23 protein-coding genes and 1 riboswitch are annotated in these 25,824 nt (G+C 45.5%); of the genes, 9 read left to right on the top strand and 14 right to left on the bottom strand.

The features are described from left to right. Positions 1 to 81: 81 nt before the first annotated feature. Positions 82 to 174, bottom strand: a riboswitch (glycine riboswitch). A gap of 166 nt (positions 175 to 340) precedes the next feature. From trxA to HMPREF1150_RS06185, 5 genes are all read right to left on the bottom strand, one after another. Continuing rightward, a complete protein-coding gene (trxA, locus tag HMPREF1150_RS06165; protein WP_009659696.1) occupies positions 341 to 655 on the bottom strand; it encodes a thioredoxin in 315 nt (104 codons plus the stop codon). An 85-nt stretch (positions 656 to 740) separates the two neighbouring features. Then, positions 741 to 2,159, bottom strand: coding sequence for a C69 family dipeptidase (locus HMPREF1150_RS06170; RefSeq protein WP_009659782.1), 1,419 nt, complete (start codon positions 2,157 to 2,159; stop codon positions 741 to 743). A gap of 78 nt (positions 2,160 to 2,237) precedes the next feature. After that, positions 2,238 to 4,571 (bottom strand): endonuclease MutS2, encoded by a 2,334-nt coding sequence (locus HMPREF1150_RS06175; RefSeq protein WP_009659728.1) that lies wholly within the window; start codon positions 4,569 to 4,571, stop codon positions 2,238 to 2,240. Positions 4,572 to 4,625: 54 nt separating this feature from the next. Continuing rightward, complete coding sequence (locus tag HMPREF1150_RS06180; RefSeq protein ID WP_009659682.1) at positions 4,626 to 5,177, bottom strand: CvpA family protein; 552 nt, start codon at positions 5,175 to 5,177, stop codon at positions 4,626 to 4,628. 10 nt (positions 5,178 to 5,187) lie between these two features. Continuing rightward, entirely contained in the window at positions 5,188 to 5,478 is a 291-nt protein-coding gene (locus tag HMPREF1150_RS06185) for a hypothetical protein (protein ID WP_002896593.1), read from the bottom strand. 188 nt (positions 5,479 to 5,666) lie between these two features. Between HMPREF1150_RS06185 and rnhC the strand changes: the two genes are divergently transcribed. From rnhC to HMPREF1150_RS06205, 4 genes are all read left to right on the top strand, one after another. Beyond that, positions 5,667 to 6,557, top strand: a complete 891-nt coding sequence (gene rnhC / locus HMPREF1150_RS06190) for a ribonuclease HIII (RefSeq protein WP_009659813.1) — start codon at positions 5,667 to 5,669, stop codon at positions 6,555 to 6,557. 3 nt (positions 6,558 to 6,560) lie between these two features. Beyond that, on the top strand, positions 6,561 to 7,190 hold the full coding sequence (lepB, locus tag HMPREF1150_RS06195) for a signal peptidase I (protein WP_002901501.1): 630 nt from the start codon (positions 6,561 to 6,563) through the stop codon (positions 7,188 to 7,190). A gap of 59 nt (positions 7,191 to 7,249) precedes the next feature. Beyond that, entirely contained in the window at positions 7,250 to 9,613 is a 2,364-nt protein-coding gene (locus HMPREF1150_RS06200) for an ATP-dependent RecD-like DNA helicase (RefSeq protein WP_009659613.1), read from the top strand. A gap of 93 nt (positions 9,614 to 9,706) precedes the next feature. Continuing rightward, entirely contained in the window at positions 9,707 to 10,651 is a 945-nt protein-coding gene (locus HMPREF1150_RS06205; RefSeq protein WP_009659727.1) for a hypothetical protein, read from the top strand. A 316-nt stretch (positions 10,652 to 10,967) separates the two neighbouring features. Here HMPREF1150_RS06205 and HMPREF1150_RS06210 read toward each other — a convergent pair whose 3' ends face one another. The 5 genes from HMPREF1150_RS06210 to dinB form a co-directional block, all read right to left on the bottom strand. Continuing rightward, positions 10,968 to 11,606 (bottom strand): TetR/AcrR family transcriptional regulator, encoded by a 639-nt coding sequence (locus HMPREF1150_RS06210; RefSeq protein ID WP_009659749.1) that lies wholly within the window; start codon positions 11,604 to 11,606, stop codon positions 10,968 to 10,970. A gap of 75 nt (positions 11,607 to 11,681) precedes the next feature. Then, the gene (locus HMPREF1150_RS06215) at positions 11,682 to 12,428 is read right to left on the bottom strand and encodes a CPBP family intramembrane glutamic endopeptidase (protein WP_009659604.1); all 747 of its coding nucleotides are present in this window, start codon (positions 12,426 to 12,428) and stop codon (positions 11,682 to 11,684) included. Between the two features lie 45 nt (positions 12,429 to 12,473). Further along, complete coding sequence (locus HMPREF1150_RS06220) at positions 12,474 to 13,268, bottom strand: CPBP family intramembrane glutamic endopeptidase (RefSeq protein ID WP_009659593.1); 795 nt, start codon at positions 13,266 to 13,268, stop codon at positions 12,474 to 12,476. Between the two features lie 318 nt (positions 13,269 to 13,586). Further along, complete coding sequence (locus HMPREF1150_RS06225; RefSeq protein ID WP_009659787.1) at positions 13,587 to 13,913, bottom strand: hypothetical protein; 327 nt, start codon at positions 13,911 to 13,913, stop codon at positions 13,587 to 13,589. Positions 13,914 to 14,125: 212 nt separating this feature from the next. After that, positions 14,126 to 15,190 (bottom strand): DNA polymerase IV, encoded by a 1,065-nt coding sequence (gene dinB, locus HMPREF1150_RS06230; RefSeq protein WP_009659717.1) that lies wholly within the window; start codon positions 15,188 to 15,190, stop codon positions 14,126 to 14,128. 369 nt (positions 15,191 to 15,559) lie between these two features. Between dinB and pflB the strand changes: the two genes are divergently transcribed. From pflB to HMPREF1150_RS06255, 5 genes are all read left to right on the top strand, one after another. After that, positions 15,560 to 17,875, top strand: coding sequence for a formate C-acetyltransferase (pflB, locus tag HMPREF1150_RS06235; RefSeq protein WP_002896602.1), 2,316 nt, complete (start codon positions 15,560 to 15,562; stop codon positions 17,873 to 17,875). A 159-nt stretch (positions 17,876 to 18,034) separates the two neighbouring features. Then, positions 18,035 to 18,811, top strand: coding sequence for a threonine/serine exporter family protein (locus HMPREF1150_RS06240; RefSeq protein ID WP_002901514.1), 777 nt, complete (start codon positions 18,035 to 18,037; stop codon positions 18,809 to 18,811). Between the two features lie 4 nt (positions 18,812 to 18,815). Further along, entirely contained in the window at positions 18,816 to 19,283 is a 468-nt protein-coding gene (locus HMPREF1150_RS06245) for a threonine/serine exporter family protein (protein WP_002896604.1), read from the top strand. Between the two features lie 145 nt (positions 19,284 to 19,428). Further along, entirely contained in the window at positions 19,429 to 20,607 is a 1,179-nt protein-coding gene (locus tag HMPREF1150_RS06250; RefSeq protein WP_009659823.1) for a hydroxymethylglutaryl-CoA synthase, read from the top strand. Beyond that, positions 20,604 to 21,878: a hydroxymethylglutaryl-CoA reductase, degradative gene (locus HMPREF1150_RS06255; RefSeq protein ID WP_009659616.1), complete on the top strand. Its 1,275-nt coding sequence runs from the start codon at positions 20,604 to 20,606 to the stop codon at positions 21,876 to 21,878. Before HMPREF1150_RS06250 ends, HMPREF1150_RS06255 begins: the two co-directional genes overlap by 4 nt. A 34-nt stretch (positions 21,879 to 21,912) precedes the next feature. Here HMPREF1150_RS06255 and fni read toward each other — a convergent pair whose 3' ends face one another. From fni to mvk, 4 genes are read right to left on the bottom strand one after another with little or no spacing between them, the layout of a single operon-like run. Beyond that, positions 21,913 to 22,920, bottom strand: coding sequence for a type 2 isopentenyl-diphosphate Delta-isomerase (fni, locus tag HMPREF1150_RS06260; protein WP_083842652.1), 1,008 nt, complete (start codon positions 22,918 to 22,920; stop codon positions 21,913 to 21,915). Next, on the bottom strand, positions 22,901 to 23,920 hold the full coding sequence (locus HMPREF1150_RS06265; RefSeq protein ID WP_032905430.1) for a phosphomevalonate kinase: 1,020 nt from the start codon (positions 23,918 to 23,920) through the stop codon (positions 22,901 to 22,903). The genes fni and HMPREF1150_RS06265 overlap by 20 nt, the downstream gene beginning before the upstream one ends. Further along, positions 23,910 to 24,857 carry a diphosphomevalonate decarboxylase gene (gene mvaD, locus HMPREF1150_RS06270; protein ID WP_009659836.1) on the bottom strand — a complete coding sequence of 316 codons (948 nt, stop codon included), beginning with the start codon at positions 24,855 to 24,857 and terminating at the stop codon, positions 23,910 to 23,912. The genes HMPREF1150_RS06265 and mvaD overlap by 11 nt, the downstream gene beginning before the upstream one ends. Further along, on the bottom strand, positions 24,839 to 25,717 hold the full coding sequence (gene mvk / locus HMPREF1150_RS06275; protein WP_009659589.1) for a mevalonate kinase: 879 nt from the start codon (positions 25,715 to 25,717) through the stop codon (positions 24,839 to 24,841). The genes mvaD and mvk overlap by 19 nt, the downstream gene beginning before the upstream one ends. Positions 25,718 to 25,824 lie beyond the last annotated feature (107 nt).

Raw genomic sequence — 25,824 nt, 5'->3', positions numbered from 1 at the left:
TAAGCTCCTTTTCACACCGAGAAAAAGAAAGAGTACATGCAAAACATGTACTCTGGATGTGCTGGAGTAGGGAAATCCCTGCCTCTTCGCTCTGTCCTTTTACCTGAGAGTTTGAGCGGTTCTAAACCGCCTTGCCCCTTCGGTGCCATTCATGGTCTCTCCAGAGTTCCGTCCATTTCACAGTCAGAAGCGTCCGCCTCTTTCTGAAAAACTTCGTTCGGTGTTGATTATTAATTTTATATTATTCTAAAAGAACATTCGCCTTTTGTCAATATTTTATGAAAATTTTTGAGCATGTAAACGTTTTTCAACACAAAAAAGAAGCCCTGAGGCTTCTTACTTAGCTTAATTCAGCGATAATAGCCTTGAGCTGGTCTTTGGTGTGAACACCTGCGACTTGCTTAACGACTTGACCGTCTTTCTTGAACAGAAGGGTCGGAATGGACATAATGCCAAATTCGCGGGCAGTATTTGGATTTTCATCCACATCCATCTTAAGGATTTTCAGTTCGTCTTCATGAACTTCCCCTGCCAACTGCTCCAGAATAGGCGCCTGCATACGGCATGGACCGCACCAAGTTGCCCAAAAGTCAATCAGAACCAATCCATCTTTTGTTTCTTCTGCGAATATTGCATCTGTAACTGCTGCTACCATAAATTTTCTCCTTTGAATAGCTTACTTTTGATAACATTTTACACCAAAAGCAAGAGAAAGAAAAATATTTGCTACGGATAGGACCTTAGTCACTCAGTGAGAAATGGTTGATCATGAGATTGCTGGCATCCAAGAGAACTTTCTCCAAGAGCTGGTCTGTCGCTTCTTGCACCTTGTCGCTCATGGCTTGATTTTCAGCTTCAAAGTCCACATCCTCGCCCTTCGCCAGAGCTCGGTCTACCCGACCAATCATTTCATGCCCCCAGGCCATGGTCTTTTCCTGATAATCATCCAAGTCTCCGACATGACTGCTAAAATGAGCATCAGCCAGCCCAGCAATCAAGCGATTGGCCCAGTAGAAAGAATCCGTCGAAACCTTATCCGTCGTATTTGCAAAGTAGTCTGGCGTTGTTGAGACTTGAGTAAAGAAAGGAACGGCTGTATTGTAAGGCATGGAGCCGTAGGATAGCCATTGGATACCAGTCGTTTCCTGCGGTTGATTAGGGCGCAGCTGCAAGATGGCTGTCTGACTGGTCCGATTGATCCCAATAGTCCGAAAGGCCCGTCTGCTGTGGTGGTCCCCCTCTGCTCCGTAAGGATCATAAGGTGAATCCTGATAGTGACTGCTCAGGACATACTTGACATCTTCGATCGTAATCTTGCGGTATGGCTTGCGGCACCATGGGATGAAGAAGCTCCTTGGATCTTGCTCCACTTTTGGATTGAGAAAACGCTGGATATCCCAAGCACGCGGTGTATTGTAATGACGGTCCTTATCCTTCTGGCTGCCAAAAGCATAGCGTGGATTGAAACCCTCGTCCGAGTAATTCAGATTGAGATGGTTTTCCTTGATAAAGTTTTGGAGATTTGGATGACAGAGAAAATGTTCAGGATTATCAAATTCAAAATAATCGCTGCCCAGCTGATTGGGATTGGTCACATAGGCATCATCTGGCACGCGCCGCGCCATCCAATGGTGGCCGCCAATGGTTTCCAGCCACCAGATCTCATTGACATCCGAAATAGCAATCCCATTGGACTCATAAGTGCCGTATTCTTCTAAGATTTTCCCTAGACGAAGAACCCCTTCTCGAGCTGTTTTGATATAGGGCAAGACCAGCGTAAGGATATCTTCCTCGCTGATACCTGACTCTACCAAAGGGTCAGCCCCCAGTACGCGGCTGTTAGTCGTAATCGTTTCCGTTGCGCTGACAGCAACATTGTAGCTGTTAATCCCGGCTGCTCCCCAAATTCCATCTTTGGGAACTGCGTCTGGCACTGCCGTATAGCGGACTGGATTATCTGGCAACTCCATCTCAAAAGATGTCAAAACTGACTGATAATGGCGTGGCTGGTCTTGTGGTTCCACTACAACAAATTTCTTGGGCGTAAAGACCCCGTTTTGTGAATCCTCTGTACGAGCCACAATGGTTGAACCGTCGTAACTGGCCTTCTTCCCCACCAAAATAGTCGTGCAGGAATCTGATAAATAATTAAATTTCATGGCTTATCTCTCCAATCTATTATACGCCTACATTATAGCACAAAAAATGGCTTAACCAGCCATTTTTCTTTATAATTCTTACTTAAAGATCACAATCGTTGCACCGCTGCCGCCAGCATTTTGCGGAGCATAGCCGAAAGACTTAACGTGCTTGTTGCGGCGGAGATATTTTGTCACCCCTTCACGGATGACCCCGGTCCCGATACCATGAATAATATCTACCTGAGCCATGTTATTGAGGAGGGCCTGATCGATAAAGGCATCAAGCTCTTCCATGGCCTCTTCGTAGCGTTTGCCGCGCAGATCCAGTCTGGCTTTCGGTCCAGCAGTATTGGCCCGCTTGACCACATTGACCTGCTTGCGCTTAGGTTGCTGCTCCTTTTCAGCCTTGAGTAAGTTGAATTCCTGCTCTTCTAGCGTCATCTTGATAAGACCGACCTGAGCTTCCCAGCGGCCGTCCTTGAGCTGCTTGACCAAGGTTCCCCGCTGACCATAGCTGGTGACTAGGATATCATCTCCCACCTTGGGTGCCCGATTTTTCTTGGACTGCTTGAGCACCTTATTCTTTGATAAATCAACCGTTTCTGGTGCCAACTTTTTAAGCTGAGTCTTGGCTTCAATAATCTCATGCGGTTTGAGACTGGACTTATCATGGAGATTTTTGAGAATGCTCTCACTCTCTGACAAAGCCAAATCAACGATTTCCTGGGCTTCCAACCGTGCCTTATTGAGCTCGGTTTCCTTTTCTCGGTTAAACTCATTGTAAAGTTTTTTGAGGGACCGGTTAAATTTGAGATTTTCCTGCTCCACCTCACGGATATTATCCAAGCGCTTGCGGCTTTCCAGCGTCTGCTCCTCTAAGCGCTCAATAATCCGATTGACATCGCTGTCTGTGTCAGTCTGCTCTTGGGCATGGCCAACGATAACTTCCGACAAACCCAAACGCCGGGCGATTTCAAAGGCATTGGAGCGGCCAGGCACTCCCTGCATAAAGCGATAGGTCGGCCTTAAACTATCTGTATCAAATTCCATACTGGCATTTTCCACCCAGTCCGTCTCAATCCCATAGGCTTTGAGCTCAGGATAGTGAGTCGTCGCCATGGTTTTAATCTGCCTTAGCCGCAAATCTTCCAAGATGGCAATGGCTAGAGCTGATCCCTCTTGCGGGTCAGTCCCAGCTCCCAGCTCATCCAGCAGAACCAGACTCTCACTATCAACCTGCTCTAAAATAGAGACAATATTGGTCATGTGACTGGAGAAAGTCGACAGGCTCTGCTCAATGGACTGCTCATCACCAATGTCTGCAAAAATCTGGCTGAAAATCCCGACGCGGCTCCCCTTGTCCGCCAGAATCGGCAATCCTGACTGGGCCATGATCTGAGCCAAGCCCAAGGTCTTCAGCATGATGGTCTTACCACCGGTATTAGGCCCGGTAATGACAATCTCTGTCAAGTCTGGCCCGAAATGCAAATCATTAGCCACTGCATTTTCAATCAAGGGATGACGAACACTGAGCAGTTGGATGTCTTGCTCTTCCGACAGGTCTGGCACCACCGCTCCCGTCTCCTGCATGAAACGGACCTTGGCACGCACCAGATCCAGATGTCCGATAATCCAAGCATTGTTGGCAATTTCAGCTGCATGGGGACGGAATAGGTCCGATAATTCCTGCAAAATCCGCTGAATTTCATATCGTTCATCCGCCCGACTGCTGGCAATTTCTTCGTTGAGATTGACAACTGCTCTAGGCTCGATATAGACGGTATTGCCGCTGGCAGAAATATCGTGAACCACACCAGAAATGCGGTTGCGGTAGGTATTTTTCACGGGCAGCACATTGCGGCCATTCCGGCTGGCTACTACCTGATCCGCCAGCATCTCTCCCTTGTTTTTGAGAATCTCTTGCAGAATTTCCCGCACCTGGTTTTCATTTTCTTGAATTTTTCGGCGAATGCGGCTCAAACTTTCGCTAGCAAAGCTTTCGATAAAGCCGCCATCATTCACAGCCTGCAGACTTCCTTGCAGCTTAGGGAAAACAACTAGATTCTCAAACAGACGATCCAGCTTTTCCAAGTGCACATTTTCCAAGTCATCATAAAAAGACTTGAGCTCCTGAGTCACTGCCAAAACGCGCTTGAGAGCCAAAAACTCCTCAATATTCAAGTCGCTTTCCAGCTCCAAGCGCTTGGTCAAGGCAGTAATATCCTGAGTCGCAGCCAGACTAAAGTGCGGATGCTGCACAAAAATCTGCTGCATATCCGTCATTTCCAGAAAAGCCGAGGCCACCGTCTCCTTCTTGCTGGTCGGCAAAAGCAGACCCAGCTCCAGCTGCCCCTGCTCGGTCAAAAGATAGGGAGCAAAAAGTTCTTTAATCTTGCTAAATTCTAAGGTTTCTAAAATTTTTGTGTTCATAATTTTCTTTTCTAGTAAAAAAGAACCCAGCTAGCAGGCCAACTGAGTCGTCTTTTATCCGATAACTTGATTCACCCAGAGATCTTTGAGGATATTGGATGTGATAGGGGTATACTTGACAATAAAGCGAATCATAAAGCTGCTGTTAAGCCGCTCCTGAACCATCTCCATCGGCACCGTCGCTAAAATAGTCAGGCACATTCCCAAAACAAAAATAGAGATGCAAACAGCGATGGCTCCGCTGGTCACATTGTACCATTTGGTATCCAGTTTATTGGGATAGGGAATCAGATTCGCAAAAATCCCGAAAAAGCGCCCAAGGATGTAGACAGCTGTAAAAATAATAAGATAGGCCAAACCAGCATAAAAAACCTGGTCCAAGTGAAAAAGTTGGGAGCTAGGGAAAAAATAGGTCGAAGATCCCTGAGTCGCGCTGGCATAAGGCACCCAAAGGCTGATAAACTTGGCCAAGCTCTTATAAAAAGCTCCAGCTACCAGCATAGAAACCATGGTCGCAGCAGCATAATATCCCTGCAGAACAATGCCACGCGAGTAGCCAATATAAAAGCTCCAGGCCAATATTAGTAAAATAATAATAGAAAACATTATTTCTCCTCTATTTACCCGACTTTTCTCTCAAATCACTGAGCATTTTGTGACGAAAATCTTCTAGTTCTTTTTCTTTGTCATCAAACTCAATCTCGCGGCTGAGCTGGGTAGACAGGCTATTGACAGCCAGCAAAATCGCCAAGACTTCATCATCTGCCGCAGGCATCTGCTCTTTGATAGCCTTGTATTTTTCCTTTGCTACCCGTTCTACTTCTTCCATAAAGAGATTATCGTGTTCTGTTGTTAGAGTTAAGGTCTTGTTTCCAAACGTAAATTTATATCGATTCAAATTTGCCATAAAATCACCTCATTGTATTATATCAAAAAAGAAGCCCTTTGTCAGTTATAAAAACACTTGGAACTAGACAGGGACTTTCTTTTTCATCTTTTTTGACATTGTAAACAGCGGTGCTCTCCTACAAAATTTTTGTAGGATTTTCAATCTTATGACTTTCGACTTTTCCTTTTTATGGTACAATAGGGGGTATGGAAACTATCACCCTCAGTCCCAAACAGCAAGAAATTCAGGCTTTTGTTGAGAAATATCAGAGCCAGCTGGCTCCCAGCAAGAACCCGCATATTCAATATTTCTTCCGGCTGGATCAGGCGACGGTCAGTGTCTTTAGCTCCGGAAAAGTTCTCTTTCAAGGGGCAAAAGCTGCTCACTACGCTGGCTTTTTTGGCCATCAAGTGACCAAGACCAGTTCTAGTCCTGCTTCTCAGAATTTCGCCCTCATTGGGACAGATGAGGTCGGAAACGGCTCCTACTTTGGAGGTCTAGCCGTCGTAGCTTCTTTCGTCACTCCAGACCAGCATGACTTTCTGAGAAAACTGGATGTCGGTGATTCTAAAACCTTGAACGATAGCAAGATTCGCCAACTGGCACCTGTCTTGAAAGAAAAGATTGCTCATCAAGCTCTGCTCCTATCGCCAGAGAAGTACAACGAAGTCATCGCTTCTGACTACAATGCCGTCTCTGTCAAGGTAGCTCTGCACAATCAAGCTATCTACCTGCTGCTGCAGAAAGGCATCAATCCCGAAAAAATCGTCATCGATGCCTTTACCAGCCAGCAAAACTATAATAAATACCTAAAGCAGGAAAAAAATCATTTTCCAAATCCAGTAAGTCTGATTGAAAAGGCTGAAGGAAAGTTCCTAGCTGTTGCGGTCAGCTCTATTATCGCTCGTGACCTCTTTCTGGAAAATCTAGAAAACCTCAGCCAAGAGTTAGGCTATACCCTGCCTAGCGGGGCCGGAAGCAAGAGCGATCATGTTGCCAGCCAGATTCTTCAAGCCTATGGAATGGCCGGTCTGCAGCATTCTGCTAAACTCCACTTTAAAAATACTGAAAAAGCACAAAAACTTCTAGAAAGGTAACCTATGAAAAAATCAAATACTGCCGTTGTCATTCTCAAAGAATGGGGGCTCTTTATCATCTTTATCTCTATCATTATCCTATCACGGCTCTATCTCTGGTCCCCTGTAAAGGTAGATGGCCACTCTATGGACCCTACGCTGGCCAATGGGGAATATCTACTTGTGCTTAAATATCAGTCTATTGACCGATTTGATATCGTTGTCGCCACTGAGACAGATAATGACGGAACGACCAAGGAGATTGTCAAGCGGGTTATCGGTATGCCGGGTGATACTATTCAGTATGAAAATGATACTCTTTACATCAACGGCAAAAAAACAGACGAGCCTTACCTGACGGACTACATCAAAAAATTCAAAGAAGACAAGCTCCAATCCACTTATACTGGGGATGATTATGATGACAATGGTGTGTTTTTCAGAAAACTCGCTGCTCAGGCTCAAGCCTTCACTGTTGATAGTGAAGGCAGCCCTGTCTTCACCATCAAGCTTCTGGATGATGAATATTTGCTTCTAGGTGACGATCGGATTGTTTCCAAGGATAGTCGCCAAGTCGGTACCTTCCAAAAAGAACAAATCCAGGGCGAAGCCAAGTTTCGCTTCTGGCCGCTGCTGCCTTTTAAGACCTATTAAGCATATCGAACTCAGTTGAACGTCAACTGGGTTCGTTTTAAAAGAAGAACCTATAAACTATGGAATTTTACTTTTCAGGAACGATTGAACGCATTATTTTTGAAAATCCCAGCAATTTTTTCCGTATCCTGCTCTTAGATATTGAGGATACAGATGCCGAAGATTTTGAAGATTTTGAAATCATTGTCACCGGCTCCATGGCAGATGTCATGGAAGGCGAAGACTACACCTTCTGGGGCAGTCTTGTCCAGCACCCAAAATATGGCCAGCAGCTGAAAATTTCCCGCTATGAGCGAGCAAAACCCAGCAGCAAAGGCCTAGTAAAATACTTCTCCAGTGACCATTTCAAGGGCATCGGGGCCAAGACTGCTCAAAAAATTGTCCAACTCTACGGAGAAGATACCGAGGACACCATTGACAAGATTTTAGCAGAGCCAGAAAAGCTAACCCAGATAAACGGCTTAGCAGCTAAGAACCGCGAGGCCTTTGTCGCTAAGCTCAGACTCAACTACGGAACTGAGATGGTACTAGCCAAGCTGGCAGCCTACGGCATTCCCAATAAGCTGGCTTTTCAAATCCAGGATACCTACAAGGAAGAAACGCTGGGTATTGTCGAAAAATATCCCTATCAGCTGGTAGAGGATATTCAGGGGATCGGCTTTAAAATCGCTGACCATCTGGCAGAAGAGCTGGGTATCCAAAGTGATGCCCCCGAGCGTTTTCGGGCTGGCCTTGTCCACACCTTGCTGACCCAGTCCATGGAGCGGGGAGATACCTATGTCGAAGCTCGTGATTTACTAGAACATACCATCGAGCTTTTAGAAAGCTCACGCCAAGTGGAGCTGGACCCTAGTCTAGTCGCTGATGAGCTGGCTCATTTAATTGAGGAAGATAAGGTCCAGAATGTAGAGACCAAAATCTTTGAAAACAGTCTATTTTTTGCTGAAGAAGGGATTAAGAGCAATCTGGTCCGTCTGTTGGAAAAAGGAGAGCAAGACTGCTTTGACACAGATAACATTACTGCGGCTATCCAGCAAGTGGAAGAAAGCTCTGGTATCTTCTATGACAGTATCCAAAAAGAAGCCATCCGTCAGGCTATCAATCAGAAGGTCTTTATTCTAACCGGCGGACCGGGTACTGGAAAAACTACCGTTATCAACTGTATCATCGCAGTCTACGCCCAACTTCGTGGTTTGGATCTGCGAAAGGTCAATGATCTGCCTATTCTGCTAGCGGCTCCCACTGGACGTGCTGCTCGTCGCATGAACGAATTGACCGGTCTTCCTAGCGCCACTATCCACCGCCACTTGGGGATGACTGGAGATGATGACACCAGTCATTTGGATGATTATCTGGATGCTGATTTTATCATTGTGGATGAATTTTCCATGGTGGATACTTGGTTGGCTAATCAGCTCCTCAGCAATATCTCCTCTCAGACCAAACTCTTGATTGTCGGAGATGCCGACCAGCTGCCCTCTGTCAGTCCGGGTCAGGTTCTGGCAGATTTGCTGCAGATACCGACTATTCCACAGACCAAGCTGGAAACCATCTATCGGCAGAGCGAAGAGTCTACAATCGTCACACTGGCTAGCCAGATTCAGAAGGGCATTCTACCAGCAGACTTTACAGAGAAAAAAGCGGACCGCTCTTATTTTGAAGCTAGAAATGAGCATATCCCGCCTATGATTGAGAAAATCGCTAGCGCAGCCATTCGCAGCGGCATCCCAGCTCAAGATGTTCAGGTATTAGCACCTATGTATCGGGGGCCAGCCGGCATTGACCAGATTAATAATCTTATGCAAAATCTCATCAATCCTGTAAAGAAAGATGAATTGACCTTTGAAGCTCCCGACTGTCAGTATCGCCAAGGAGATAGGGTTATCCACTTGGTCAATGATGCCGAAAGCAATGTCTTCAACGGTGACTTAGGCTATATCAGCGACCTTCTGCCTGCTAAGTACACCGACTCCAAGCAGGATGAGCTGACCATCAACTTTGACGGCAATGAACTTGTTTATCAGCGTAGCGAGTGGTATAAGATTCGTCTGGCCTATGCCATGAGCATCCACAAGTCTCAGGGAAGTGAATTTCCGGTGGTTATCTTGCCCATCACCAAGAGCAGTCATCGGATGCTGCAGCGCAACCTCATCTACACCGCTATCACCCGCGCCAAGAGCAAGCTGATCCTGCTTGGGGAAAAAGCTGCCTTTAATTATGCCGTCAAAAACACCGGCACCGCCCGCAAAACCTATCTGGTCGAGCGTTTTGCTGACCTAGAAGCCCCACAGGAACTTATCCACAATCCTGTGGATAAAATGAAAACACCTGTGGAAAACTATGTCCTAACTGAGGAAAACTTCCAGAAAATTGACCCTATGATTGGGATAAGAGAAGAAGATATAAAGGGAATCTTTAAGTAATCCTTGACTCCCTTCTTTGCTCTGTGTATAATGCTAAAATGTGGCTATACGACCAGACAAAACAACAATTAACTTTCTTCAAAGGAGATATTAATGAAATACAATAAATATGCCTCTCTAATAAAATGGGTGCTTGTAGGATGCTGTCTCATTTTATTTGGTACCCGTTCATCAACAAGAATTAAGGATATCAGTGTGGAAACCTTGCGAAAAGAAGGAAAAATTCTTTCTGCAAAAATCTCTGACACCTCCTACAGCCAAGCAATACAAATTACTCATATTGATGGACCGGTTGCTGAGTTAAAAGAAGATCATGACTCAACCTATTTCTACAGAGTAACTTATATAGATAAAAATGGTAGGGAAGCCGATGTTGGCCTGCGCAATGATTCTTCAACTAGCCGCTTCGTAGATGAACTAGAAAAAGCGGATAATTTAGGAGGAGAGCCAAAATGGTTGATTGCCTCAGTAGAATCTGCTTCAGATATTCCCGATTACGCTAAAATCATGAACTCGTATCTATTTAATGATGAAAATAACCAACAACTGAAATACTACATCACTCTCTCTGATGACAAAGAATTCCAAAAAAGTGGAACAACTTCCTTCACTTTCTTCACCTATATTGCTATATTCTGCATTTTGATCGGGTTCATCCGTTATTACTTAAACCATAAAAGATTGAATGATTTTTTCAAACTCTATCCCGAGTTGAATGAAACGCTGGATCAGATTGAAAACAATGGTGGCTATGTTGACCCAGATATCCGTGTCTTCTTTTACAAGAATCATCTGGTCAGTTACAAATCTAGCTTTAAAACATGTGACATACATGACGCGCTAACAATTTATCATCATAGCAATTCATTCATGATTTCTATCTTTCCAATCATCAGAAAAAATGAGATTCGGGTTGTCCTTTCTGATGGCAACGAAGAGAAACTGCCTCTAAGACATCAAAACGTTTCTAAAACTGATCTTGCTTTAACTCGTTTAAAAAATCAAATCCATGAAAAATTTCCAAATATTGAATTATAAAGAGGACAGTTTTCTGTCCTCTTTATATTAACTTTCTACAATTGTATTTGGAAAATTCGGTGTACCAATCATCGCTTAGCTTCGTTTTAAGTATGTCAGAGTCTGTTCCATCAGATCGTCACTAAGAATATCAATGCCAATAGATTCCAGCATAAAGCGGATAAAGCGGAGACGCTCAGCCTGCTTTTCAAAACTTTTCTCTGAAAATCGACCCCCTAATCGGCCTGACCGAGGAAGATATCCACAGTATATTCAGCACATAAATAAAAAGGCTGGAACAGAATTAAATTTTTTAGTTCTGTCCTATCGCCTTTTTTTATGCCTTATTTTTCCGGCTAAAGAGCTGCAGGAGCTCGTCAGTAAAGATATCCAGACCGACCGAGGTCATCATAAACTGCAGAAAATGGAAGCGTTCTGGCAGTTTTTCAGGATCGCTTTCAAAAACGGTCCCATGCATCCAAAAATTCACCAGCAGCAGAAAGACTTCCGCAGCCTGGTCCGGATACTGGGTCTGAAGGGAGCCATCTGCCATCCCTTTTTTGATAATGTCACTGACCAGAGGGGCGCTTATCCACAGATTGTCCCGCATCATGGTCAAAATAAAGCCCGCGTCCTTCTCATACTCACCCAAAATGCCGTCCGTAGCTCGGGCTGTCTGACTTTCCAGATTAGACTTGAGGATGGTCTGCAGCTGCTCTCTGCCAGTCAGATTTTCCGTAGCCTTGAGCCACTGCTTCATCTCTTCTTCCATCAGCTCCTGCCGGCTCCTCATCACCGCCAGGACAATCTCATCTTTTGACTTGAAATGATGATAGATAGCCCCCTTGGAGATGCCCGCCGTCTGAGCAATATCCTGCATACTGGTCTTTTCGGACCCCTTTTGGATAAAGAGCTGGGTTGCTGTATTTAAAATTTTTTCTCTCATGGCCTGGGATTTGTCTTTTCGCTGCGCCATTCTGTTCCCCTTTGTTTCTAATATAGCTTTATTCTACCAAAAAAGCCGGGGAAATACAAAATCATAAAAATATCTTTAAGCCTTGTCTTGCTGATCCCTTTGATACCAAAGATAGATACTGTAAGCCGCCATCAAGATATAGCCTAGGAAAAAGAGCGGATTTTCCGTCCCCTTCCCCAGGAAAATGCCTTCACCAATGGTATTGATGGCCCCGTGGAAAAGAACACAGTAAAGGATGGACTGACTGACCTTGTAAAGAGCCGCCAGCCAGAAACGGGCGAGTAGGCAGGCGGCAGTAAAGACTAGAAAAGAAGTCCCTGCCTGACTGCTGCCGGGGGTAAAGAAGAGGGGCAGATGCCAGACAACCCAGATTAACCCAGTTGTTACAGTCGCTATCGGAAAGGGCAGAAGTCTTTCCAGAGTCGGCTGCAGAAAACCTTGCCAGCCAATCTCTTCATTGCCGCCTGTCAGAAGAGTCGTCATGAGAAAAATCAGGGCAATCCTGAGAAGGCTAAAACCAGGCAGGAGCGGGCTCCAAAAGACTATGGAAAGGGTATAAAGAATTGTCAAAATCAAGAGATGGACCCAAGTCCTTTTTCGGGCCGATCCGATAGAAGCCAAGAGCTCCTTGAACGATTTTCCTAAGACCAGTTTGGCTCCAATGGCCGGGCCAAAAACACCAGCGATGGTTAGGACCTGGGAAATAATAGGAATCCTCAGGAAAGCCGAAGCCAGCCAGGCAGACCAGCTGATGCCAAAAGTCCAGGCCAGAAAGGGCAGGATATGCCTTGTCTCTGGCCCAACATGTGTTTGTGTTTTCATATGATTACTCCTTTTTCTTTGGCAGAAGAGCGATTGCCAAGATTTTTAGCCTGCATCTTTCTCAGCCCCTTTCCGATTGCCCTTCCAATACCACCAGCCGACCAGCAGGGCGGTCATGACCAGATTAGCAGCCTGGAAGCTGAGATACCTTCCGCCATTTGTAGCACTGCCGATAATCGTCGCCTGAGCAAAGTTAATGCAGCCGTGAAAGACCATGCAGGCAAAGACAGAGGCCGTCTGCTTGTAGAGAACCGCCTGACAGAAACAGAGCAAGATACCAAAGGAGAGATAGAAGGGCAAAGAAATCTGACTTTGACTCGTTCCCGGAATCAGCAAGAGGGGCAGATGCCAGGCCACCCAGACCAGAGCCGTGATGACAGTTGCCAGAGGGAAGGAGAATTTTTTCTCCAGAGCCGGCTGCAGCACTCCCCGCCAGCCCAGCTCTTCGTTCCCGCCGCCGGCAAAAGTGATAAAGAGCCAGCCTAAGGGAAACATTATAATCGCATTCAGGGGCGGCAAGGCTGGATTAGCGATAAAAAGGGTCAAAACCCGAACCAGACAGAAGACCAGCATGTAAATCCACCAGCCTTTGGCATGGGAGAAGATAAAGTCCAGCATCTTCTTAGGATGAGAAATTTTGAGGCTGATAAAAGTTCCCAAGGTCGGTCCGAAGCCCCCGATGAAATTGAGAGCAAAGCCCAAAGGCTCAGCCCCGCTGGTCAGCTTCAGGGCGGTTAAAATATACTGAAGCAGCCAGGCTCCCCAGGTAATGCCAAAAGTCCAGGCCAGAAAGGGCAGGATATGCCTTGTCTCTGGCTCTACATGTGTTTGTTTGTTCATACGATAACTCCTTATCAAATATAGAATAGTGAAAAGTCATCCGAAAACTGGACAAAGGCATCCTTTACTCTCAGTCTTTCAGATGATTACCTGTTTTGAAACGCAGATTTTTAAAATCCGACCATTCGGTTTGTTTTATTATAAAAAATAAAGACCTGCGCCAAATAGAAAACGTAGTCTTTTAGTCTTTGCCTAAAATAAAAAGCAAAGATAGACTAAATAATGCTAAAAGCTATGTCAGCACCGTTTAGCTACTGCCTGCTGCTTTTAGTTTCTAAGTTGTCCTGACTCTGATGCTTAAGACAGGCCATTTCTCTGCTACTTGCTCCTTTCTTTATTTTGCAATCGCCGAATTTGCCAGAGATTGGAGGCAATGCTCAGACCCCCTACTGCCATAATACCCAGTCCTCGCCATGGGCTAAAGACAGAAGTCAGCAAGCCACCAGCAAGGACAGCATATCCAGCTTTGACTCCCCACTTAGAATAGCGTATGAGATTCTCACCCTGTGTTATCTTTTCTAGCCACACCTTACGTTTTTCTGCCTGCTGCTGCAAAAACTCTTTCTGACTTTCCAGCTGCCGATCCAGCTCCTGATTAAACTTGAGGATGTGATCGCTTGTTTTTTCTACTACAGATTTCTTCATTTCTGCTCCTTTCTTTTTAAAAACCGACCAGACGGTTTTTTATTTTATAAACTCAGTATAACAGACACAGAAAACTTTGTCCAGTATTTTTTCAAAAAAGATTATTTTTAGTTAATGAAAATTATCAGCCAACTTAGAAACTCGTCACAAGCAAATCTCTCATTCTAAAAACTATATCTAAAAAAGCCTGGTAATGAACCAAGCCTTTATCTTTATTCAAACCCCGTCACTGTCAGTCCTAGCAGCCGGATACCTCGTGGTTGTTCTTCCAAGCTATCGTATATCTCATGCGCAGTTCGCTCGATTTGCTCCTTGTCTTGAGTGGTTAGAGCCAAACTTTTTCTTTTAGTCAAGGTGGAGAAATCTGCATAGCGGATTTTCAGAACGATGGTTCGTCCTTTCTTGTCATGCTTAGTCAAGCTATTTTCTACCTTCTGTGCCAGCAGGGTCAGCTCTTTCTTGATATCCTCCTCACTATAGAGTAGTTTGGCATAGGTCCGCTCCTTCCCGATCGACTTACGAATACGATTGGATTTGACTGGACTATTGCTGATGCCACGCGCTTTACGATAGAGATCAAAACCAAAGCGACCAAACTTATCAATCAGGGTCATTTCTGGTATCTTGAGCAGATCTCCACCAGTATAAACTCCCATTTCATGCAGTTTTTCAACGCTTTTCTTACCAACTCCATGAAACTTGGCAATATCCATAGGCGCCAGAAAGGCCTCAGCCTCTTCGGGTAAAATAACAGTCAGACCATGAGGCTTCTCATAGTCACTGGCAATCTTGGCCAGAAACTTATTATAAGAAACGCCTGCCGAAGCCGTCAGTTGCAGCTCATTCCAGATATCGTGCTGAATCAGCTTGGCTATTTTGACTGCGGATTTAATTCCTAACTTGTTTTCTGTCACATCCAGATAAGCCTCGTCAATGCTCATTGGCTCAATCAAATCCGTATAGCGTTTGAAAATCTCTCGGATCTGCAAGCCGACCGCCTGATATTTTTCGTAATTCCCAGAGATAAAAATCCCCTGGGGGCAACGCTCATAGGCTTCTTTGGAGCTCATAGCCGAATGAACTCCGAACTTTCTGGCCTCATAATTACAGGTGGAGACGACACCACGACCGCCAGTCAAGCGTGGGTCGCTGCCGATGATGACCGGATGCCCCTTTAACTTAGGATTATCCCTCTCTTCCACCGAAGCGAAAAAAGCGTCCATATCAATGTGGATAATCTTCCGAGATGTATCGTTAATCAGTGGAAAAATCAGCATGCCCTCCTCCTTTCTCCTGCCATCAATCTTAGCTTACAGACTTTCACAAAGTCAGTCCTTTTTGCTCAAATAAATCTGAAACAGTTTTTCATTCTTGTAAAAAGTATTTTAAACGTAAGATTCTTCGTCAGTAATTTTTGTATGACATTTTAATTACTTTTATTATAACTTTTTTACCCATTTTTCCAAAATATTTGAAAAGAGTTATGTTTTTCAAATCTATAGTACACATCCGCGACTTTTTGCTTTCTGTATTATAAAAGAAAGTCTTTCTTTCTGCCGAAAATGGTTTGTGAAACCGATTACCGTATGATATACTTTACTTATAAATGTAACAGTTTATGTTGCTAGAATAAAGAGGAAAATCAAATGGTTGTAAAAACAGTTGTTGAAGCTCAAGATATTTTTGACAAAGCTTGGGAAGGCTTCAAAGGTGAAGACTGGAAAGAGAAAGCAAGTGTTTCTCGCTTCGTTCAAGCTAACTACACACCTTATGATGGAGATGAAAGCTTCTTGGCAGGTCCTACTGAGCGCTCACTCCACATCAAGAAAATCGTAGAAGAAACAAAAGCTCACTACGAAGAAACTCGTTTCCCAATGGACACTCGTCCAGCATCTATCGCTGATATTGACGCTGGTTACATTGACAAGGACAACGAACTGATTTACGGTATCCAAAACGACGAACTCTTCAAATTGAACTTCATGCCAAAAGGCGGTATCCGCATGGCTGAAACTACTTTGAAAGAAAATGGATACGAACCAGATCCTGCTGTTCATGAAATCTTTACTAAATATGTTACTACAGTAAATGACGGTATCTTCCGTGCTTACACTTCTAACATCCGCCGTGCTCGTCACGCCCACACTGTAACTGGTCTTCCAGATGCTTACTCACGCGGACGTATCATCGGTGTTTACGCACGTCTTGCTCTTTATGGAGCTGACTACCTCATGGCTGAAAAAGTTCGCGACTGGAATGGTTTGACTGATATTGACGAAGAAACAATCCGTCTGCGCGAAGAAATCAACCTGCAATACCAAGCACTTGGTGAAGTTGTAAAACTTGGTGACCTTTACGGAGTAGATGTTCGCCGTCCTGCCTTTGACGTTAAAGAAGCTATCCAATGGACTAACATCGCCTTCATGGCTGTCTGCCGTGTCATCAACGGTGCTGCTACTTCTCTCGGACGTGTGCCTATCGTTCTTGACATCTACGCAGAACGTGACTTGGCTCGCGGTACTTACACTGAATCAGAAATCCAAGAATTTGTTGATGATTTCGTTATGAAACTTCGTACAGTGAAGTTTGCTCGTACGAAAGCTTACGACCAACTTTACTCTGGTGACCCAACCTTCATCACTACTTCTATGGCAGGTATGGGTAACGACGGCCGTCACCGTGTTACAAAGATGGACTACCGTTTCCTTAACACACTTGACAACATTGGTAACTCTCCAGAGCCAAACTTGACTGTTCTCTGGACTGACAAACTTCCATACTCATTCCGTCGCTACTGTATGCACATGAGCCACAAGCACTCTTCTATCCAATACGAAGGTGTAACAACTATGGCTAAAGACGGTTACGGTGAAATGAGCTGTATCTCTTGCTGTGTGTCTCCACTTGATCCTGAAAATGAAGAACAACGCCACAACATCCAATACTTTGGTGCTCGTGTAAACGTACTGAAAGCCCTTCTGACAGGTCTCAACGGTGGTTACGACGATGTTCATAAAGACTACAAGGTATTTGACATCGAGCCTATTCGTGACGAAGTTCTTGAATTCGAATCAGTTAAAGCAAACTTTGAAAAATCTCTGGACTGGTTGACTGACACTTACGTAGATGCCTTGAACATCATCCACTACATGACTGACAAGTACAACTACGAAGCTGTTCAAATGGCCTTCTTGCCAACTTACCAACGTGCTAACATGGGATTCGGTATCTGTGGATTTGCCAACACTGTTGATACCTTGTCTGCTATCAAGTATGCAACTGTTAAGCCAATCCGCGACGAAAATGGTTATATCTACGACTATGAAACAATCGGAGAATACCCACGTTGGGGTGAAGATGATCCTCGCTCTAACGAACTAGCTGAATGGTTGGTTGAAGCTTATACAACTCGTCTGCGCAGCCACAAACTTTACAAGAACGCTGAAGCAACAGTATCACTCTTGACTATCACATCTAACGTTGCTTACTCTAAACAAACTGGTAACTCACCAGTCCACAAAGGAGTGTACCTCAACGAAGATGGTAGCGTGAACTTGTCTAAATTGGAATTCTTCTCACCAGGTGCTAACCCATCTAACAAGGCAAAAGGTGGCTGGTTGCAAAACTTGAACTCACTTGCTAGCTTGGACTTCAGTTACGCAGCTGACGGTATCTCATTGACAACTCAAGTATCGCCTCGTGCGCTTGGTAAGACTCACGACGAACAGGTAGACAACTTGGTTACTATCCTGGATGGCTACTTCGAAAACGGTGGTCAGCACGTTAACTTGAACGTTATGGACTTGAAGGATGTTTACGACAAGATTATGTCTGGCGAAGATGTTATCGTTCGTATCTCAGGTTACTGTGTAAACACTAAGTACTTGACTCCAGAGCAAAAGACTGAATTGACTCAACGTGTCTTCCACGAAGTGCTTTCTATGGACGATGCTTTGAGCTAATAAACGACTACGGACTTACAAACCATTTGAAAGAAGATTGGAAATCCCCAATCTTCTTTTTTACATCTATGAGTCCAAATGACTGCCAACTTAATGATATTTTTCAGAGGCTTTATGATATAATGGTTCTATTGCTATACTAGGAAAAGGACTGGGGAAATGACAGAGAAAGGTATCAGGGAAGAAGCCAAAGATTTCAATCTGGCGGTAGATGTCATCATGCTGGCTGGGACACTGCTGCTGCAGAGCGGTTCCGAGACTTATCGGGTGGAAGACACCATGATTCGTATCGCTCATTCGCAAGGGATCATCGACTGCAATGCCTTAGCAATGCCAGTGGCTATTTTCTTTTCGATTGAAAATACAAATGTCTCACGGATGAAGCGCAATCTCAAGACCAACTACAATATCGAAAAGGTCTGCGACGTCAATCAAGTCTCCCGTCAGTTGGTAACAGGAGAAATCAGCCTTCAGGAGGCTTTTGATGAGCTGAATCGCCTTAAAGTCAAGGAGCTGCCCTATAACAACAAGCAACTGATTGCTGCCGCAACGCTCAGTGCTCCCTTCTTCTCCATCATGTTTGGCGGAAATTTCTACGATGCTTTGGGTGCGGCTATTGCTACCTTCTTTGGCTTTGCTTTCTCTTTGTATGTGGACAAATATATCCGCATTCCTTTTGTGACAGCTTTTGCTGGAGCCTTCGTCTTCGGACTGTTGGCTCATATCTGGACGCGTTATTCTGGTTTTAACTCCACAGATGATTTGATTATTGCGGGTTCTGTCATGCCTTTTGTGCCCGGCATTGCTCTGACCAACTCTGTGCGTGACATCATGACCAACCATATCAACTCTGGGATGAGCAAGCTCTTTGAATCGCTCCTCATCACTCTTGCTCTCGGTGCAGGCACTTCTGTTGCCCTCCTTATTATGAAATAAGCCTATGACAATCTTGACATTCTTACTGCAAGCAGTTGCCAGCCTACTGGCTATCATTACTTTTTTAATCGTTCTAAATGTCCAGCGCAGTATGCTGATTCCCGGTGGAGTACTGGGTATGGCTATTTGGCTACTCTATCTCCTGCTCAAAGGACCGACCAACGTCATCATAGCAACCTTTGTGGCTGCTATCATTGGTTCCTGCGTCAGCCAAATTCTCAGCATCATCTACAAAACGCCCGCTGTTGTTTTTGTTTTGGCCATTCTAGCGCCTTTGGTCCCAGGCTACATTTCCTATCGGACGACTGCCTTCTTTGTCACTGGTGACTACAGCCAGGCTATGATTCACGCCACTCTGGTAGTCATTCTAGCCTTGGTCATCTCAATTGGCATGGCCAGCGGCACCGTCGTACTCAAGCTCTACCACTACTTGAAAAAGCGCCAAACCAAACTCACAGTAAATAAACAGTAGAGTCATCTGCTGTTTTTATTTTGGAAAATACATCTTAAGCCTGATTTAGCTGAGATTAGATGTTTTTTGTAAGAGTTTTATTCCTAAGTATGGTAAAATAGTTTTCGGAATATACTAGAATAAAAGGATTTAAAGAGGTCTTATAATGACAATCGGAATCGACAAAATCGGTTTTGCGACCAGTAATTATGTTTTAAAATTAAATGATTTAGCAGCAGCCCGTGGGACTGACCCAGAAAAGCTTAGCAAGGGGCTCTTGCTCAAGGAACTAAGCATTGCTCCTCTGACCGAGGATATTGTTACCTTGGGAGCGGCGGCAGCAGAACCCATCCTGACAACAGAGGACAAAGAAAAGATTGATATGGTCATCGTGGCCACTGAGTCAGGGATTGACCAGAGCAAGGCGGCAGCCGTTTTTGTCCACGGCCTTTTGGGCATCCAGCCCTTTGCCCGCAGCTTTGAAATCAAGGAAGCCTGCTATGGAGCTACTGCTGCACTGGACTATGCCAAGCTCCATATCGAAAAACATCCAGACAGCAAAGTTTTGGTGTTAGCTAGCGACATTGCCAAGTATGGCATTAACACACCTGGCGAGCCAACCCAGGGAGCGGGAGCTATTTCTATGCTAATTAGCAGCAATCCTCGTATCCTCGCTTTCAATGATGATAATGTAGCTCAGACACGCGATATCATGGATTTTTGGCGTCCAAATTACTCGACAACTCCTTATGTCAACGGGCTCTATTCAACCCAGCAGTATCTGGATAGCTTAAAAACAACTTGGACGGAGTACCAGAAGCGCCACAAGCTGGCTCTCAAAGATTTTGCGGCCTACTGCTTCCACTTGCCCTATCCAAAATTGGCCCTTAAAGGTCTCAATAAAATCATGGATAAAAGCCTGCCCCAAGAGCAGCAAGACCAACTCAAGAAAAACTTTGAAGCCTCCATTCTTTACAGTCAAAAAGTTGGAAATATCTATACAGGCTCCCTCTTCCTTGGTCTTCTGTCTCTTTTAGAAAACTCTGACAACCTCAAGGCCGGCGATCGAATTGCTCTCTTTGGTTATGGTAGCGGAGCTGTCTCTGAAATCTTCAGTGCCAATTTGGTAGAAGGCTATGAAAAGCATCTATCCCAAACACGCCTAGAGGAATTAGACCAGCGTCAGGCTCTTTCCATCGCAGACTACGAGCGCATCTTTTTTGAAGAAGCTAAGCTGGATGCGGAGGGCAATGCCAGCTTCTCTGGCTATGAAGACCAAAGCTTTGCTCTGGCAGAAATTGCAGAGCACCAGCGTAAATATATCAAAGTTGAGAAATCATCATGAAAATAAACTGGACTGGATTTTCCAAAAAAACTCCTGCTGAACGGCTGCAGATGCTGAGAGAAAAGGGACTTTTACAAGATGAACACTGGCAGCTGCTAGACAATCAGCAGACTTTGCCTTTGGAAACGGCCAACCAGATGAGCGAAAATGTACTGGCCACTCTGGCCCTGCCCTACTCTCTAGTGCCCGACTTTCTGGTGGATGGCAAAAGCTATCAAGTTCCTTTTGTGACAGAAGAGCCATCTGTGGTAGCAGCGGCCAGCTTTGCGGCTAAGATTATCAATCGTTCAGGCGGATTTGAGACAGAGGTCCACAAACGCCAGATGATTGGGCAAATCGCCCTCTATCAGGTTGAGAAGGTCGGCCAAGCCATTAAAGATGTTCTCAAGAAAAAGAAAGAGTTGCTAGAACAAGCCAACCAAGCCTATCCATCAATTGTTGCCCGTGGTGGCGGTGCTAGAGATCTCTGGCTGGAGCAAAAGGATGACTTCCTCATTTTCTATCTATCCGTGGATACGCAGGAAGCCATGGGAGCCAATATGCTCAACACCATGCTGGAAGCTCTCACCCTTCCTCTGGAAGAGCTGACTGGCGGTAAGAGTCTGATGGCTATCCTGTCAAACTATGCAACAGATAGCCTGGTAACGGCCCGCTGTGTCATTGACTATCGCTTTCTCAGTCGGGATAAGGCTGAGGCGGAACTTCTTGCGGATAAAATGCAGCTGGCTAGCAAATTAGCCCAGGTCGATCCTTACCGAGCAGCTACCCACAATAAAGGTATCTTTAATGGTATTGATGCTTTGGTGCTGGCTACTGGAAATGACTGGCGAGCTATAGAAGCCGGTGCTCATGCCTATGCCAGCCGAGAAGGAAGCTACCGCGGCCTCTCTACTTGGACGGCAGACCCAGACAAACGCCAGCTTCATGGTCAGATGACCCTGCCCTGCCCCATTGCAACTAAGGGAGGATCCATTGGTCTCAATCCCGCAGTGGCAGCTAGCTTTGACTTGCTGGGGCAGCCTCAGGCTAAGGAATTGGCTTCCCTCATCGTATCAGTCGGATTGGCACAAAACTTCGCTGCCCTCAAAGCTCTAGTCAGCACTGGCATTCAAGCCGGTCATATGAAATTGCAAGCCAAATCTTTAGCATTGCAAGCTGGAGCCCAGGACGAAGAAATTGCTGCTGTAGTCAGTCGCTTAACAGTCAAGAAGACTTTCAACCTCGCTACTGCTCAGGAAATACTAGCTGACTTACGAAAACAGGACAAGTAAAAAGGCCTTAATGGCCTTTTTTTATGTCTTTATGCTATTTAATCTGTTCATGAGCTTCTTTTAGCCGACCGTAGAGTAGATAGGGTACACTCTTTAATTCTTGCAAGTTTCGGCAGGACAGGGCGCACATGATGAGGCGCAGATCCGATTTCCAGCCTTCTACAATATCAATAACCTCTTCCACAGAGTGATTTTCCACCAAGTCCAGCATGGTGCGAGAGAGGCCGACCGCCTTGGCTCCTAAGACCAGGGCTTTGATCATATCCAAAGGATGGCGGACACCTCCACTAGCCAAGAGCTCGACCTCATCGCGAAGTGGCTGAAGAGCTAGTAGGCTTTGCAGAGTAGATTGCCCCCAATCATTGAGGTAGTCACGATTGCCACCCCGCTGATTTTCAATATAGGCAAAGCTAGTTCCACCACGTCCTGAAATATCAAAAGTCTGAATCCCCAAGGAGCGCGCTTCTTCGACAGTAGAGCGATCCATGCCAAAGCCAACTTCTTTAAGAATTAGGGGAAGATCCAGCCGCTGACTATAATCAGTCAAGTGCTGGCGCCAAGAACGAAACTCCCGCTCGCCCTCTGGCATCAGCAATTCCTGCATGAGATTGACATGAAACTGCAAAAAGAGGGGCTGCAAATCAGCTACTGCCTGCTGGGCGGCTTGATAAGGCTTGTCTAAGCCGATATTGGTAGCCAGCAATAAATTAGGCCGACCAGCCGCCACCTGATAGGAAGGATCAGAAGGATTTTTCAAGGCTGCGCTGTAAGATCCAGTCACAAAAAGAAGGCCGCAACTTTCAGCTACTTGAGCCAGCTTTTCATTGATTTGACCGCCTTTTTGGCTGCCACCAGTCATGGCATTGATATAAAAAGGAAAGTCCCAATCACGACCAGCAAAGTGAGTAGATAGGTCAATCTCTGCCAAATCGTACTTGGGCAAAGAACGGTGAACCAGTTCCATTTCATCAAAACTGTTGTAACCCGGACGCTGCTCTAAAGCGTATTTGATATGGTCGTCCTTACGATTCTGGCTCATCATGGCCCATCCTTTCTCTGTATAATAGCTCAATGCCAGCTTCTTGCCAGGCTTGAATCAGTTGGTTGCTAGATGCGACATCAAAGCTGAGAGCAATCCCGCAGTCGCCACCACCGGCACCACTGCTCTTAGCCACACAGTTCAGTCCCTCTGCCGCTTCTTTTAAGACTTTCAGCCTGTCTGTATAAATAGCTGGACTGAGTGTTTCTAAGAGCTGACTAGCCTTTTCCATACTAGATTGAATAGCAAGCTTATCTCCTGCTAATAAAGCTCTCTCCAAGGCATCAACCTGCGTCCTACTACCTGTCAAAAAGGACTCTGAAATAGCTGACTTGACCTGATTGACTAGGTCCTTAGAGATAGCCGGCTGCTTGGTCCAGCCAACTAGAAAATCCATGGCTAAGCAAGGCTTAATACTGCGAATTTCAAAACCCCAATCCTCTGCTAGTAATTGCTGTAAATCAACTTTGTCCATACGCTTGCGGACCAGCTCTCTATCAAAAGATCGGTAGTAAATCAGGTCTTCATAAGCAATGCAGGCTAGATCTCCCATAGAGCCATTGTCCCCTCGCTTTAGGAGGACGTAGGAAGCCAGTTTGAAGAGCAGCTCTGGCTCTAAGTCCAGCTCATAAAGTCCTGCCATGGCCTTGAGAGTCAGAATAACCACACTACCGCTGGAGCCAATCCCGAACTTCTTACCGTCCCTTTCCATTTTGCCACTAATCTTTAGAGAAAAGGGCTGAAGTTGGTAGCCTAAGGCTAGCAGATAAGTGTTCATAGCCCCTACCGTCTCCTGAATCAAGACATAATCAAGGTCTGGCTCTAGGTTAGAGCTGTGTTCAAACATATCTGATGTCAAGTGATAGTCAGGCGCTGTCTGGATTTCCGCCGTCATATAGATAGGAATGGCCTTGATAATGGCTGGCTGACCGGCCGTCAGCACTGCATATTCACCTGCCAGATAAAGCTTGCCGCATGTTTGGACTCTTGCACTAGTTTTCATCAGACAAGTCCTTTGTTTTGGAGATGATAAGCCGGTAGTCTTTCTCAAATATAGCAACCAGATGGTCTAGGTCTTCCTCCAAGCAGAGGACCTTGACATTTGGCCCTGCGTCCATGGTAAAGTAGCAACGCTCGCCCAGCTCCCGTAGCTTTCTGACAGCATCCATAGCCTGGTAAGACTCCTCTGTCAGATAAGAAAACGGCGGATAAGCTTTCTCTGTCGTAGCATGCATCCGAAGAGCATTTTCTTCCGTCAGCTGACCAACCTTGGTGAAATCATTGTCCTGCAAATAGCCTAGCATGGCCTGATAATCCAAGGCAGACTGGGCAATCCAATCTGGGAAAATCGTGGAAGTTTTGGCACAGAGCTCCATACCGTCGCGGCTGGAAATGGGCTTTTTCTCATCGTGCAGAACCAGCATAATCATGGCTAGTTTCAAATCCGTCTTGACTGGATAAATGGCCCCACTGTCCTTATCCCAGGCCGCTAGCGGACCAAAGAAAGACCGAGCAGATGATCCTGAAGCAAACTTAGCCAGCTGGGCCAGCTCTTGCGTCTGATAGCCCGTCTGAAAATAAGCATTGCAGGCCTTGACTAGAGCAGATAGACCGCTGGAGCTGGAAGACAGCCCTGCTGCAGTTGGCATATTGTTGCTGGTATCAACGCGGACAAAACCATCTTCTGGAGAGCGGAAACGGTCAATTATCTTACTGATTTTGGCATGTTCTGTCGGGCTTTGCAGCTGACCGTCAATATAAAACTCATCTCCAGTCGCTGTAGCCGGCAAAGGGCTCAGCTGCGTCTCAGTATACATATTTTCCAGTGTCAGCGAGATACTGCTGGTAGACGGAATCATCTTTTCTGCATCTTTCTTCCCCCAATATTTGACAATTGCAATATTGGCATAGGATTTGACACTTACAGACTTTCGATCCATGTGTTAATGGCCCCTTTCTCTCTCAATAAGGCGGCTAAGGCCTCCGCCTGATTTCTTTCTCCTACAAGAGCAATGACACAGCCGCCCAGACCACCGCCGCTCATTTTAGCTCCCAAAGCTCCATTTTCAAGAGCTGCCGCTACTAGCTCATCCGCTTTCTGGCAAGACACTCCTAGCTTGGCTAGCTTCTCATGAGCCTTGGTCATAGCTTGTCCCATCGTCATCAGGTCCTTGATAGAAATGGCCTTCTCAAGGATTTTCGTTAAATTCCCCAATTCCTGCAGCAAGGGAAGAGCCTTTTGGCCCTGAATTTCTACAGCACGGATAGCTTCGCGGGTATGACCGTGAATGCCCGTATCTGCAATCACTAAAAAAGCATCCAGATCCAGCTCAATTTCACTGAAACCAAAATTGCGGATGAATTTGATAGCCACATCGCTAAGGCAAGTCTTGGCATCAAGGCCACTGGGATTCATATGGGCAATCATCTCTGCCCGATTGGCTAGAATCTCTAGTGTTTGGTCATCCAGTTCTTCCTCAAAGTAGTCAAAGACCGCCCGAATAGCCGCAATACTAACTGCGGCTGAAGACCCCATCCCCCTCTTCTCAGGGACCATGGACTCCACCTGACAGCGAATCTTAGCCCCCTGCCGACCTAGATGTTCTAGACAGGCAAAAACAGCCATAGACAGCGTATCCTCGGCGTAGAGGGTCCAGGCCCGCTCAGACGGAAAGACCTGACAGGTCACTTCAATACGATTAAGGGGCAGGGAAATGGCCGGATAGCCGTAGACCACCGAATGCTCTCCCATTAAAATAATTTTACTATGTGCCTTTCCGACACCGATTTCTTTTGTCATATTCTTCTCTTGTCTGTAGATTCTCTCTATCTTATTTTAATATACTTTGGCAAAAAAAGCGATTTTTATTAAGAGAAAATCACTGGGGCTAGAGACCGATATTTATA

The organism is Streptococcus sp. AS14 (assembly GCF_000286495.1).
GTDB lineage: Bacteria > Bacillota > Bacilli > Lactobacillales > Streptococcaceae > Streptococcus > Streptococcus sanguinis_P.
This window is presented reverse-complemented; position numbering and strand designations above follow the sequence as displayed.